Genomic DNA, 12,923 nt, shown 5'->3' on the forward strand with positions numbered 1-12,923 from the left:
GGGTAGGGATTTTCGTTGGTGTTCAGCTTCACCAGATTGGGCAGCTTGGGCTGCTCCCCGGGAACGTAGGGGGTGAGGCGATTTACCAGGGGGCTCCAGAATTTGCTCATGGCCGGACGGATCAGGGAAAAGTGGATGGGGCGGGCGGCGCGAAAGGGCACGCCGCCACGGCTGGTGCAGGGCTGAAATGGTATCATGGCCGCTGTTTCCGACTTACCCATTCAACGGTGCTCCCATGCGGCAAGCCGAAGTTTCCCGAAATACCCTCGAAACCCAGATCACGGTCCGTCTCAATCTGGACGGCACCGGCTGTGCCAAGCTCAATTCCGGCATTCCCTTCCTCGACCACATGCTGGACCAGATCGCCCGCCACGGCCTGATCGATCTGGAGGTGGAGGCCAAGGGCGACCTGCACATCGACGGTCACCACACGGTGGAAGATATCGGCATCGCCATCGGCCAGGCCCTCACCCAGGCCCTGGGCGACAAGAAGGGCCTGACCCGCTACGGCCACGCCTATGTGCCCCTGGACGAAGCCCTGTCCCGCGTCGTGGTGGACCTTTCCGGCCGCCCCGGCCTGGAGTTCCATGTGGACTTCAAGCGGGCCATGCTCGGCACCCTGGATACGGAACTGGTGCACGAGTTCTTCCAGGGCCTGGTGAACCATGCCTTCATCACCCTGCACGTGGACAACCTGCGCGGCGAAAACGCCCACCACCAGTGCGAGACCGTGTTCAAGGCCTTCGCCCGCGCCCTACGCATGGCGGTGAGCCCGGACCCGCGCACTGCCGGCGTCATTCCCTCCACCAAGGGAGCGCTGTAATGGGCAAGATCGCCGTCATCGACTACGGCATGGGCAACCTGCGCTCCGTCTGGCAGGCCCTGGAGCACGTGGCCGAAGGCAGGGAAGTGGTGGTCACCGCCGATCCGGCGGTGGTCGCCGCCGCCGAGCGGGTGGTCTTCCCCGGCCAGGGCGCCATGCCCGACTGCATGGCCGAACTGGACGCCCGGGGCCTGCGCCCCGCCGTGCTGCAGGCCGCCAAGGACAAGCCCTTCCTCGGCATCTGCATCGGCCTGCAGATGCTCTTCGAGCACAGTGAAGAGGGCGACGTGCCCGGCCTGGGCGTTTTCGCCGGCCAGGTGCGCCGTTTCCCCGCCGACAAGATGGTGGCCGCCGACGGCAGCCGTCTCAAGGTGCCCCACATGGGCTGGAACCAGGTGCGCCACACCCGGCCCCATGCCCTGTGGGAAGGCATCGAGGACGGCGCCCGCTTCTACTTCGTGCACAGCTACTACGTGACCCCGGAAGACCCGGCCGTGGTGGCGGGCACGGCCGACTACGGCATCCCCTTTACCTGTGCGGTGGCCCGGGATAATATTTTTGCGATCCAGTCCCACCCGGAAAAGAGCGCCCGCGACGGCCTCGCCCTGCTGCGCAACTTCATCCGCTGGCAGCCCTGACGGCCGCCGGCATCCCCTCCGACTTACTCTCTCTACGTATTCGCGATCATGCTGATCATTCCCGCGATTGACCTGAAGGACGGCCAGTGCGTCCGTCTCAAGCAAGGCCTGATGGAAGAGGCGACCGTCTTTTCCGAGTCCCCCGCCGAGCAGGCCCGCCACTGGCTGGACCAGGGCGCCCGCCGCCTGCACCTGGTGGACCTCAACGGCGCCTTTGCCGGCCAGCCGAAGAACCAGGGGGCCATCAAGGCCATCCTCAAGGAAGTGGGCGACGAGATCCCGGTGCAACTGGGCGGCGGCATTCGCGACCTGGACACCATCGAGCGCTGCCTCGATGCGGGCCTCACCTACGTCATCATCGGCACCGCCGCGGTGAAGAATCCTGGTTTCCTGCATGACGCCTGCGTCGCCTTCCCCGGCCACATCATCGTCGGCCTGGACGCCAAGGACGGCAAGGTGGCGGTGGACGGCTGGTCCAAGCTGACCGGCCACGACGTCATCGACCTGGCCAAGAAGTACGAGGACTACGGCGTCGAATCCATCATCTACACCGACATCGGCCGCGACGGCATGCTCTCCGGCATCAATATCGAAGCCACGGTGAAGCTGGCCCAGGCCCTGAAGATTCCCGTCATCGCCTCCGGCGGCCTCTCCAACCTGGACGACATCCGCAAGCTGTGCGAAGTGGAAGGCGAAGGCGTGGTCGGCACCATCGCCGGCCGGGCCATCTACGACGGCTCCCTGGACTTCAAGGCGGCCCAGGAAGCAGCAGACAAGGCCGGCAAGTAATGGCGCTGGCCAAACGCATCATCCCCTGCCTGGACGTGACCGCCGGTCGCGTCGTCAAGGGCACCAATTTCGTCGAACTGCGGGATGCCGGTGACCCGGTGGAAATCGCCCGCCGTTACGACGAGCAGGGCGCCGACGAAGTCACCTTCCTCGACATCACCGCCAGCTCCGATCAGCGCGACATCATCCTGCACATCATCGAGGCCTGCGCCTCCCAGGTGTTCATCCCCCTGACGGTGGGCGGTGGCGTGCGCAAGGTGGAGGACGTGCGCCGCCTGCTCAACGCCGGCGCCGACAAGGTCTCCATGAACACCGCCGCCGTGCAGAATCCGGACCTGGTGTCCGACGCCTCGGCCAAGGTGGGCTCCCAGTGCATCGTCGTCGCCATCGACGCCAAGCAGACGGCGCCGGGCCAGTGGTGCGTGTTCACCCACGGCGGCCGCAACAACACCGGCATCGACGTGGTGACCTGGGCCAAGGATGTGGCGGCCCGGGGCGCCGGCGAGATCCTGCTCACCTCCATGGACCGGGACGGCACCAAGAACGGCTTCGACCTGGCCCTGACCCGGGCGGTCTCCGATGCGGTGGCCATTCCCGTGATCGCCTCCGGCGGCGTCGGCAACCTGCAGCACCTGGCCGACGGCGTCACCCAGGGCGGTGCCGATGCGGTGCTGGCCGCCTCCATCTTCCACTTCGGCGAATACACGGTGCGCCAGGCCAAGGAATACATGCGCGACAGGGGCATCGAGGTGCGCCTCTAGGCAAACCATGAGCCACGATCTCGATCCCTCCCTGTCCTGGCTGGACGCCCTCAAGTTCGGCGCCGACGGCACCATTCCGGTGATCGCCCAGGACGCCGCCAGCGGCCGCGTCATCATGTTCGCCTACGCCAACCGGGACACCCTGGCAGAAACCGCCCGTACCGGCCGCGCCACCTACTGGAGCCGTTCCCGCAACAAGGTCTGGCGCAAGGGCGAGGAATCGGGCCACTTCCAGCACGTCAAGGAAATGCGCGCCGACTGCGACGGCGATGTGGTCCTGCTCAGTGTCGAGCAGGAAGGCGGCATCGCCTGCCACACCGGCCGCGAAAGCTGTTTCTTCTACCGGCGGGAAGGCGATCGCTGGATTCCGGCCGACCCGGTTCTCAAAGACCCGAAGGAAATTTACGCAAAATGAGCACTCACGACATCCTGCATCGCCTCTCCGACACCCTGGCTTCCCGCCGCAACGCGGACCCGGAGACTTCCTACACCGCCCAGCTCTTTTCCAAGGGCCCGGACTCCATCCTGAAGAAGATCGGCGAGGAATGCGCCGAGCTGATCATGGCCGGCAAGGAAGGCAAGCGCCTCAACATCGTCTGGGAATCCACCGACGTCATCTACCACATCCTGGTGCTGCTGGCCTTCTACGGCCTGTCCATCGAGGACGTGTCCCAGGAAATGCGCCGTCGTGAGGGTATTTCCGGGATTGACGAAAAGGCTTCCCGCACGAAATGATGCGGCTCCCCGCGATTTTTCAAGCCATCCGGACCTGATATGGACAACTGCATTTTCTGCAAGATCGTGCGCGGCGAGATTCCCTCGCGCAAGGTGTACGAGGACGAGCACGTGTTCGCCTTCCACGACATCAATCCCTTGCGGCCGGTCCATGTGCTGGTGATTCCCAAGCGCCACATCGAATCCCTGGCCCATGCCAGCGAGGCCGATGCGCCGGTGCTGGGGCGCCTGCTGGCGGTGGCCAACAAAATTGCGGTCGATCAAGGCAGCCCCGAGGGCTTCCGCGTCATCATCAACACCGGCCGCATCGGCCAGCAGGAAGTACCGCACCTGCACGCCCACATCGTCGGGGGCGACGCTCCCGTGGGGCCGATGCTGAAACGAATTCAAGGAGACTGATATGGGTAGCTTTAGCATTTGGCACTGGCTCATCGTTCTGGTGATCGTCATGCTGGTTTTCGGCACCAAGAAACTGCGCAACATCGGCCAGGACCTGGGCGGCGCGGTGAAGGGCTTCAAGGACGGCATCAAGGAAGGCACCGCCGAAGGCGGCACCACGCCGCCCCAGCAGGTCGCCGGCGGCCAGACCATCGAGGGCGAGGTCAAGGAAAAGACCAAGTCCTGAACCGTCCCTCCGGCCGGGGATTGGCGGAGATCGTCTGTCTCCCCGGCCCCGGTTTCCTTTTTCCTGGTTGCCTGACCTATGTTTGATATCGGTTTTTCCGAGCTAATCGTCATCGCCGTGGTGGCGCTGATCGTCATCGGCCCCGAGCGCCTGCCCAAGGTGGCGCGCACGGCCGGCCATCTGCTTGGGCGTCTGCAGCGTTACGTGAATGACGTGAAGTCCGACATCAACCGGGAAATGCAGCTGGAAGAACTGAAGAAGCTGCAGACCCAGGTGCAGGATTCGGCCCGCAGTTTCGAAAATTCCATCCAGCAGGGGCTCTCCAGCACGGAGCAGTCCCTCAACAACGCCATCCAGCCGCCGGCCGAAACGGTGGCGGCAGCGGAAGTACCACCGCCCGCCGCCGCTGCGCCTGCCGCGGAAGCTGCCGCAGCCGCCCCGGCTGAGGCGCCGAAAGCCTGATTGCCCCCATGAGTCTCGACAGCCAAGAGAGCGGCGCCGCCGAAGAATCCTTCCTCTCCCACCTGGTGGAGCTGCGGGACCGCCTGATCCGGGCCCTGCTGGCCGTGCTGGTGGTCTTCGTCTGCCTCTTCCCCTGGTCCCGGGAACTCTACACCCTGCTGGCCAACCCCCTGCTGGCCTCCCTGCCGGCCGGCGGCCAGATGATCGCCACCGACGTGGTGGGCGTGTTCCTGGTGCCGATGAAGATCACCCTGATGGTGGCCTTCCTCATCGCCCTGCCCTATGTGCTGTTCCAGGCCTGGGCCTTCGTCGCCCCCGGCCTCTATTCCCACGAGAAGCGGCTGGTGCTGCCCCTGGTCTTCGCCTCCGTGCTGCTCTTCTTCAGCGGCATGGCCTTCGCCTATTTCCTGGTGTTCCCGACGGTATTCGGCTTCATGGCCAAGGTGGCGCCGGAAGGGGTGGCCTGGATGACGGACATCGACAAGTACCTGTCCTTCGTCCTGTCCACCTTCGTCGCCTTCGGCGTCACTTTCGAGGTGCCGGTGATCGTCATCGTCCTGGTGCGCATCGGCCTGGTGGATATCGCCAAGCTGAAGGAATGGCGGCCCTACGTCATTGTCGGTGCCTTCATCATCGGCGCCGTGTTCACCCCGCCCGACGTGCTTTCCCAGATCATGCTGGCGGTGCCCCTGTGGCTGCTCTACGAACTGGGCATCATCCTGGCCAGCTTCATCGGCCGCCGGCCCCAGCCCGAGGTGGCGGCACCGGCGCCCAGCGATCCGGCTCCCGCGGCCGCTCCTGCCGCCGACTGGCAGCCCATGAGCGCCGGCGAAATGGACCAGGCCCTGGGCCACAGCCAGGCGCCGGAGCGGAAGCCGGACTGAACCGGCAGGCGGTGCCGGCAGCAATGAAAAAGGGCCCCGCGGGGCCCTTTGCTTTTGCGCTCCGCCCGGTCAGCCGCCGCCGCAGTGGTAGCGGCATTTCTCCGCCGGGCCGGCCACCGTGGGGGCCGAGGCCCGCACTTCCCCCTCCTCGAACCACCACAGGCTGCCCGGGGGCAGGGGCGTCCATACCTCGTCGTCGGTCAGGGGCTGGGTGGCGATCACCGCCACCCGGTCGTTGGGCGTGGTCACCTCGCTGAAGTCCACGGTCACGTCCTGGTCCGTCAGGTGGGCCTTGGCGAAGGGGGCCCGGCGCACGATGTAGGTAAGCTGGGTGGAGCAGTGGGCAAACAGCCAGTCGCCGTTGGAGAGCAGGAAATTGCATTCGCCGCGGCTGCCCAGGTCCACGCTCAGTTCGGTGAGGGCGGCGAAGAGTTCGGCGGTGGGCGGCGCCTGGTCGCCGAAGTGCCGGCGCAGGGCGGTCAGCAGCCAGCAGAAGGCCCGCTCGCTGTCCGTGTTGCCCACGGGCATGACGCTGCCGTCCAGGGACGGAGCGAAGTCCAGCAGGTTGCCGTTGTGGGCGAAGATCCAGTAACGGCCCCACAGTTCGCGCATGAAGGGATGGGTGTTTTCCAGGGCCACCACGCCCTGGGTGGCCTTGCGGATGTGGGCGATGACGTTGCGCGAGCGGATCGGATACTGGCGCACCAGGGCCGCCACCGGGGAGTGGGCCGAGGGTTCCGGGTCGAGGAAGACCCGGGTGCCCTTGCCCTCGAAGAAGGCGATGCCCCAGCCGTCCGCATGGACGTCGGTGAGGCCTCCCCGGGCCTGGAATCCGGTGAAGGAAAAGCAGATGTCCGTGGGGACATTGCAGTTCATGCCGAGCAACTGGCACATGGGACGTCTCCGGGAGGCGGGGCTTACTGGTCGGGGTCGCGCCGCATGGGCGGGCGCTTGCCGATCCTGACCTGGGGTTCCAGCAGGCTCTGGTTGCGGCGCAGCTTGAAGGGCACGCTGGCGCCGGGCTTGAGTTCGGCGATGAGGTCCAGCATCACCTGGGGATCCTTCACCTCCTTGCCACCCACCGCCAGCAGGATGTCGCCGGGCTTGATGCCGGCGCCGTCGGCCGGGCTGCCGCGCAGGACACCGGCGATGAGGGCGCCGCTGGCGTCGGGCAGGCCGAAGGACTCGGCCAGCTCGGCGGTGATTTCCTGGGCCTCGACGCCGATCCAGCCCCGGGTCACGGTGCCGGTCTGGATGATCTGCTCCATGATGCTCTTGGCGGTGGAGACGGGGATGGCAAAGCCGATGCCGAGGGAGCCGCCGGAGCGGGAGTAGATGGCGGTGTTGATGCCGATCAGGTTGCCCTGGGCGTCCACCAGGGCGCCGCCGGAGTTGCCCGGGTTGATGGCGGCGTCGGTCTGGATGAAATTCTCGAAGGTGTTGATGCCCAGGTGGGAGCGGCCCAGGGCGGAGACGATGCCCATGGTCACGGTCTGGCCGACGCCGAAGGGGTTGCCGATGGCCAGCACCACGTCGCCGACCCGGATGCCGTCCATCTGGCCGAAGACGATGGCCGGCAGCTTGTCCGCATTGACCTTGAGCACCGCCAGGTCGGTCTCGGGGTCGCTGCCGATGACCTTGGCCTTGAGCTTGCGCCCGTCGTTGACCGCCACCTCGATGTCGTCGGCGGCCTCCACCACGTGGTAGTTGGTGAGGATGTAGCCTTCGGGGCTGACGATGACGCCGGAGCCCAGGCCGGAGGAGCGCTGGGGCTCGTTGTCGAAACGGTCGCCGAAGAAGTGGCGGAACACCGGGTCGTCGAACAGGGGGTGGCGGCTGCTCTTCACTTCCTTGCTGGTGAAGATATAGACCACCGAGGGCAGGGAGCGGCGCACCGCCTCGCGGAAACCGCCGAGGCCGGCACCGCCGTCGGCGGCGGCCGGCGCGGCCTCCTGCAGGGCCACCACGCTGGCCCGATGGCCCAGCCATTCGGGTTTGAGGGTGCTGATGACGAACAGCACGGCGAGACTCACCGTTACCGTTTGTGCAAAAATCAACCAGGTCTTACGCATGAAGGAAAAAGGTCGCACCCATGAAACGTGAAGAATTGACGCGCTATCTCGATGAACTGCTGGAAGCGGGCCGGTTTCGGGATTATTGCCCAAACGGTTTGCAAGTGGAAGGCAAGGCCGAGATCGGCCGTCTGGTGGCCGGCGTCACCGCCAGCCAGGCCCTGCTCGATGCGGCCGTGGCCCAGGGCGCCGATGCCGTGCTGGTGCACCACGGCTGGTTCTGGAAGAACGAGGACGGGCGCCTCACCGGCTTTCGCAAGCGGCGCATGGCCACCCTCATGCAGCACGACCTCAACCTCATCGCCTACCACCTGCCCCTGGACGCCCATCCGGAACTGGGCAACAACGCCCAGTTGGCCCGGCTCTGCGGCTGGCAGCCGGAAGGCCGCTTCGGCGAGCAGGACATCGCCTGGTACGGCCGCCTGCCCGAGCCGCTCAGCGCCGGGGAACTGGCGGCCCGAACCGGCACCCTGCTGGGGCGCCCGGTGCAGCTGGTGGGCCCGCAAGACAAGCTGGTGAGCCGCCTCGGCTGGTGCTCCGGCGGCGCCCAGGGCTATTTCGAGCAGGCCGTGGCCCTGGGGCTGGATGCCTACATTTCCGGCGAGATTTCCGAGCAGAACACCCATCTGGCCCGGGAATGCGGCGTCCCCTACCTGGCCTGCGGCCACCACGCCACCGAGCGGGGCGGCGCCCGGGCCCTGGCGGCCCACCTGGCCGAGCGTTTCGGCCTGCACTGCCAGTTCATCGATATCGACAACCCGGTCTGACCGGAGAAAGCCTGCCCCCATGGATTACCTGTTCACTCCGCCACCCGTCGTTGCCCTGGCCATTGCCGGCAGCCAGGCCCGCTTCCCGGTGCGCCGGGTCTATTGCGTCGGCCGCAACTACGCCGACCACGCCCGGGAAATGGGCGCCGACACCCGGGAGCCGCCGTTCTTCTTCAGCAAGCCGGCCGACGCCCTGGTGCCGGTGGCTGACGGCACCGCCGCCACGGTGGCCTATCCGCCCGCCACCAACAACCTGCAGCACGAGGTCGAACTGGTGGTGGCTCTCGGCCCCCGCATCGCCGAGCTGGGTCAGCAGGGGCTCAACGTTCCGGTGGCGGCGGCCCTGGAGGGCGTCTTCGGCTATGCCGTGGGTTTCGACCTGACCCGCCGCGACCAGCAGCAGAAGGCCAAGGAAAAGGCCCATCCGTGGGACATGGGCAAGGGCTTCGACCAGTCCGGCCCCATCGGCGCCATTGTCCCGGCCACCCAGGCTGGGCACCCCGCCAGTGGCGGCATCTGGCTGGAGGTCAATGGCGAGCGGCGCCAGTCGGGCGATCTGGCCCAGATGAGCTGGAACGTGGCGGAGGTGGTGGCCAATCTGTCCACCTTCCTGCGCCTGGCCCCCGGCGACCTGATCTTCACCGGCACCCCGGCCGGCGTCTCCACCGTGGTGCGGGGCGATACCCTAGTGGGGGGCGTGGAGGGCGTCGGCCGGCTGGCCGTGACCCTGGCCTGAGGCAGGCCTCCGGCAAGGGCTTCCCTCCAGCCTGGGCGCCGGGCTGGAAGCCGCGTCCCTAAAGGGGTTTGGCGCCCCCTACGCCGATGGTAATATGGCTTCCGTAATGGGTATCCCTACCCGTAACCCTCTACGGAAGCCGGCGACAGAAACGATGAGCCTGAAAACCAAAATGGCCCTGGCCATCACGGCACTGGTGGTGCTCCTGGTGGCGCTGGGCAGTGCGGTGCAATTGCATTTGGCCCAGGCCCAGTTGAAGCAGACCGTCGCCGACCAGCAGTTTTCCCTGGTGTCCCGGGTGGCCGAGGAAATCGACCAGCGCATCCAGCTCAACCAGGCCTCCCTGGCCCGCACCGCCGCCGCCATCACCCCGGCCATGCTGGGCCAGCCGGAAAAACTGCAGGCCTTCCTCAACGACAAGTATTCCCTGCTGCTGCTCTTCGACGACCTCATCGTGGTCGGCCGGGACGGCCGCGTCATCGCCGATTCTCCGGTCATGCCCGAGCGCCGGGGCACCGACGTCTCCGCCTTTCCCCACGTCCGGGAGGCCTTGGAGGAGGGGCGGGCGGTGGTTTCCCGGCCCTTCTTGGGCCGCGTCACCCGCCTGCCCACCCTGGCCATGACGGCGCCGGTGCTGGACGGGGAAGGGCGGGTCATCGCCTCCCTCTCCGGCACCCTGCAGATCCTCAAGCCCCAGTTCCTCGGCGGCCTGGCCGGGCGCAAGGTGGGACGCAGCGGCCACTTCGTCCTGGTCACCCGGGACCGCACCACCCTGGTCAGCCGCTTCCCCGAGCGGGTGCTGCAGCCCAACGCGGCGCCGGGGCAGAACCCGGTTTTCGACCGGGCCATCGCCGGTTTCGAGGGCAGCGACGAGGGCGCCACCAGCTACGGCCAGCGGGTGCTGATGAGCTTCAAGTCCGTGCCGTCCACGGACTGGGTGCTGGGCGCCCTGCTGCCGGTGGAGGAGGCCTACGCCCCCATCGAGACGGGCCGCTGGGGCACGGTCTATTACCTGCTGCTGACGGCCCTGGCGGTGGCGGTCCTGGCCTGGCTGGCCATGCGCCGGGTGCTGGCCCCCCTTTCCCGCCTGCGCCAGCACGTGGTGGAGGTGCGCCAGGACCATGCGCGCAAGCTGGCCGACCCGGTCCTGGGCCAGGACGAAATCGGCGGTCTGGCGCGGGAGTTCTATCTGCTGCTGGACGAATTGGGCCAGGCCCGGGACGACCTGGGCAGCCGCATCGCCGAGATGGAATCCATCTTCGACGCCAGTCCGGTGGTCATCGGGGTGGTGCGGGACCGCTGCCTGATCCAGGCCAACCGGGCTTTCGAGCGGCTTTTCGGCGTCTCCCTGGAGACGGCCCTGGGACAGACCGTGGTGGGCTACTACCCGACGCCGGAGGAATTTGCCGAATTCGGCCAGCAGCTCTATCCGGCCGTGGCCGACGGCCGCGTCGCCCACTTCCTGCGCCGCTTCCGGCGGGCCGACGGCACTCTCTTCTGGGCCAACTTCTACGCCCGCCAGATCGACGCCCAGCAGCCCCAGCGGGGCATCATCATCGTCATCGAGGACGTGGACCAGGCCCGGCACCAGGAAGAGGTGCTGCGGGAAAGCGAAGAGCGCTACCGCCAGATGTTCGAGAACAACACCTCGATCAAATTGCTGATCGATGCCGGCGACGGCGCCATCGTCGATGCCAATCCGGCGGCGGCCGACTTCTACGGCTATCCCCTGGACACCCTGCGCCGCATGAACATCGCCCAGCTCAACCAGCTCTCGGTGGAGGAGGTGCGGGCGGAAATGGCCCTGGCGGACCAGCAGCAGCGCCGCTATTTCAACTTCCGCCATCGCCTGGCCAGCGGCGAGGTGCGAGAGGTGGAGGTGCACAGCGGCCCGGTGCTGCTGCGGGGGCGTCGCCTGCTCTATTCCATCATCCACGACATCACCGCCCGCCGCCGGGCCGAGGAGCAGCTGCGCCTCTCCGCCAAGGTCTTCGAGGGGGCCAGCGAGGGCATCGTCATCTGCGACCGCAACAACCGCATCATGTCGGTGAACCGGGCCTTCGTCGAAATCACCGGCTACGCCGAGGCCGAGGTCCAGGGGCGGGACCCGCGGGTGTTAAATTCGGGTCGCCACGACGCCGCCTTCTTCGCCAACCTGTGGCACCACCTGAAGACGGCGGGCACCTGGCAGGGCGAGATCTGGAACCGGCGCAAGGGCGGCGAGGTGTATCCGGAGTGGCTTTCCATCACCACCGTGCGCGACGAGGCGGGGGAGGTGAGCAACTACGTGGCCGTGTTCGCCGATGTTTCGGAACGCAAGCGCAACGAGGAACACATCCGCTTCCTCGCCGAGCACGACTACCTCACCGGCCTGCCCAACCGCTCCCTGCTGCACGACCGCCTGCAGCAGGCCATTGCCCTGGCCGAGCGCAATAGTGAGTCCCTGGCCCTGATGTTCATCGACCTGGACCGCTTCAAGAACATCAACGATTCCCTCGGCCACCAGGTCGGTGACCAGCTGCTGCAGGAGGTGGGGCGGCGCATCCAGGCCTGCGTACGCAGCGCCGACACGGTCAGCCGGCCCGGCGGCGACGAGTTCATCATCCTCCTGCCGTCCATCGAGACGCCCCAGGATGCGGCCCGGGTGGCGGAAAAGCTGCTGGAGTCCCTCAACCGCCCCTACCAGCTGGGCGGGCACGAACTGGTGATTACCGCCAGCATCGGCATCGCCGTCTTCCCCGAGGACGGCCGGGATTTCCAGACCCTGGTGAAGAATGCCGATGCCGCCATGTACTACAGCAAGGAGGCGGGCCGGGACAGTTTCCACTTCTTCACCCCGGACATGAATGCCCGGGTCTTCGAGCGCCTGTCCCTGGAGAACAGCCTGCGCCGCGCCCTGGAGCGGCAGGAATTCCTGCTCTACTACCAGCCCCAGGTGGACATGCCGAGCGGCCGGGTGATCGGTTTCGAGGCCCTGATCCGCTGGCAGCATCCCCAGATGGGCCTGGTTTCCCCGGCCCGCTTCATTCCCGTGGCCGAGGATTCGGGCCTCATCGTGCCCATCGGCGAATGGGTGCTGGGGGAGGCCTGCCGGCAGAACCGGGCCTGGCAGGAGCAGGGTATGCCGGCGGTGCCGGTGGCGGTGAACATTTCCGCCCTGCAGTTCCGCCAGCCCCAGTTCGAGGCCTCGGTGGAGCGGGCCCTGGCGGAAAGCGGCCTGGAGCCGGCCTGGCTGGAGCTGGAGTTGACGGAGAGCATGATGCTGCACCAGGGCCAGGGCGCCACGGACCTGCTGGACCGGCTCAAGGCCCGGGGGGTGCGCCTCTCCATCGACGATTTCGGCACCGGCTATTCCTCACTGGCCTATCTGAAGCGCCTGCCCCTGGACAAGCTGAAGATCGACCAGGCTTTCGTGCGGGATATCGCCAGCGACGCCGGGGGGGCGGCGATTACGGCCACCATCATCCAGATGGCCCACAACCTGGGGCTGTCGGTGATCGCCGAAGGGGTGGAGACGGAAGCCCAACTGGAGTTCCTGCAGGCCCACGATTGCGCTTCGGCCCAGGGCTTCTACTTTGCCCGGCCCATGCCGGCGGCGGACATCCGGGCCTTCTGGGACGGCCGGCGCTAG

15 protein-coding genes and 1 pseudogene are annotated in these 12,923 nt (G+C 67.0%); 13 read left to right on the forward strand and 3 right to left on the reverse strand.

Going from position 1 to position 12,923, the window contains the following annotated elements:
* Window positions 1–197, reverse strand: a pseudogene (locus AC1RTA_RS03605) (hypothetical protein); the annotation flags it as partial.
* A gap of 38 nt (window positions 198–235) precedes the next feature.
* Between AC1RTA_RS03605 and hisB the strand changes: the two are divergent.
* From hisB to tatC, 10 genes are all read left to right on the forward strand, one after another.
* A complete protein-coding gene (gene hisB, locus AC1RTA_RS03610; RefSeq protein WP_014236511.1) occupies window positions 236–823 on the forward strand; it encodes an imidazoleglycerol-phosphate dehydratase HisB in 588 nt (195 codons plus the stop codon).
* Window positions 823–1,461 carry an imidazole glycerol phosphate synthase subunit HisH gene (gene hisH, locus AC1RTA_RS03615; protein WP_014236512.1) on the forward strand — a complete coding sequence of 213 codons (639 nt, stop codon included), beginning with the start codon at window positions 823–825 and terminating at the stop codon, window positions 1,459–1,461. Before hisB ends, hisH begins: the two co-directional genes overlap by 1 nt.
* A gap of 48 nt (window positions 1,462–1,509) precedes the next feature.
* Window positions 1,510–2,250, forward strand: a complete 741-nt coding sequence (hisA, locus tag AC1RTA_RS03620; protein ID WP_014236513.1) for a 1-(5-phosphoribosyl)-5-[(5-phosphoribosylamino)methylideneamino]imidazole-4-carboxamide isomerase — start codon at window positions 1,510–1,512, stop codon at window positions 2,248–2,250.
* Complete coding sequence (hisF, locus tag AC1RTA_RS03625; RefSeq protein ID WP_130460139.1) at window positions 2,250–3,011, forward strand: imidazole glycerol phosphate synthase subunit HisF; 762 nt, start codon at window positions 2,250–2,252, stop codon at window positions 3,009–3,011. The genes hisA and hisF overlap by 1 nt, the downstream gene beginning before the upstream one ends.
* 7 nt (window positions 3,012–3,018) lie before the next feature.
* On the forward strand, window positions 3,019–3,426 hold the full coding sequence (gene hisI / locus AC1RTA_RS03630; RefSeq protein ID WP_492783976.1) for a phosphoribosyl-AMP cyclohydrolase: 408 nt from the start codon (window positions 3,019–3,021) through the stop codon (window positions 3,424–3,426).
* The gene (locus tag AC1RTA_RS03635) at window positions 3,423–3,746 is read left to right on the forward strand and encodes a phosphoribosyl-ATP diphosphatase (RefSeq protein WP_014236516.1); all 324 of its coding nucleotides are present in this window, start codon (window positions 3,423–3,425) and stop codon (window positions 3,744–3,746) included. Before hisI ends, AC1RTA_RS03635 begins: the two co-directional genes overlap by 4 nt.
* Before the next feature lie 39 nt (window positions 3,747–3,785).
* Window positions 3,786–4,145 carry a histidine triad nucleotide-binding protein gene (locus AC1RTA_RS03640; protein WP_014236517.1) on the forward strand — a complete coding sequence of 120 codons (360 nt, stop codon included), beginning with the start codon at window positions 3,786–3,788 and terminating at the stop codon, window positions 4,143–4,145.
* 1 nt (window position 4,146) lies between these two features.
* Window positions 4,147–4,371: a Sec-independent protein translocase subunit TatA gene (gene tatA, locus AC1RTA_RS03645; protein ID WP_014236518.1), complete on the forward strand. Its 225-nt coding sequence runs from the start codon at window positions 4,147–4,149 to the stop codon at window positions 4,369–4,371.
* 78 nt (window positions 4,372–4,449) lie between these two features.
* Window positions 4,450–4,833 (forward strand): Sec-independent protein translocase protein TatB, encoded by a 384-nt coding sequence (gene tatB / locus AC1RTA_RS03650; protein ID WP_014236519.1) that lies wholly within the window; start codon window positions 4,450–4,452, stop codon window positions 4,831–4,833.
* Window positions 4,834–4,841: 8 nt separating this feature from the next.
* Window positions 4,842–5,717 (forward strand): twin-arginine translocase subunit TatC, encoded by an 876-nt coding sequence (tatC, locus tag AC1RTA_RS03655; protein ID WP_492783977.1) that lies wholly within the window; start codon window positions 4,842–4,844, stop codon window positions 5,715–5,717.
* A gap of 69 nt (window positions 5,718–5,786) precedes the next feature.
* On the opposite strand, the gene AC1RTA_RS03660 is transcribed toward tatC, so the two are convergent.
* Window positions 5,787–6,611 (reverse strand): class II glutamine amidotransferase, encoded by an 825-nt coding sequence (locus AC1RTA_RS03660; RefSeq protein ID WP_492783978.1) that lies wholly within the window; start codon window positions 6,609–6,611, stop codon window positions 5,787–5,789.
* Window positions 6,612–6,634: 23 nt separating this feature from the next.
* Window positions 6,635–7,789 (reverse strand): Do family serine endopeptidase, encoded by a 1,155-nt coding sequence (locus tag AC1RTA_RS03665; RefSeq protein ID WP_014236522.1) that lies wholly within the window; start codon window positions 7,787–7,789, stop codon window positions 6,635–6,637.
* 20 nt (window positions 7,790–7,809) lie between these two features.
* Between AC1RTA_RS03665 and AC1RTA_RS03670 the strand changes: the two genes are divergently transcribed.
* The 3 genes from AC1RTA_RS03670 to AC1RTA_RS03680 all read left to right on the forward strand — a co-directional run bounded on the left by AC1RTA_RS03670 (window position 7,810) and on the right by AC1RTA_RS03680 (window position 12,923).
* Window positions 7,810–8,556, forward strand: coding sequence for a Nif3-like dinuclear metal center hexameric protein (locus AC1RTA_RS03670; protein WP_205231087.1), 747 nt, complete (start codon window positions 7,810–7,812; stop codon window positions 8,554–8,556).
* A 19-nt stretch (window positions 8,557–8,575) separates the two neighbouring features.
* Window positions 8,576–9,292: a fumarylacetoacetate hydrolase family protein gene (locus AC1RTA_RS03675; RefSeq protein WP_492783979.1), complete on the forward strand. Its 717-nt coding sequence runs from the start codon at window positions 8,576–8,578 to the stop codon at window positions 9,290–9,292.
* A 154-nt stretch (window positions 9,293–9,446) separates the two neighbouring features.
* Window positions 9,447–12,923: a bifunctional diguanylate cyclase/phosphodiesterase gene (locus AC1RTA_RS03680; protein ID WP_492783980.1), complete on the forward strand. Its 3,477-nt coding sequence runs from the start codon at window positions 9,447–9,449 to the stop codon at window positions 12,921–12,923.

Source organism: Azospira sp. MPR-E4, from assembly GCF_058809645.1.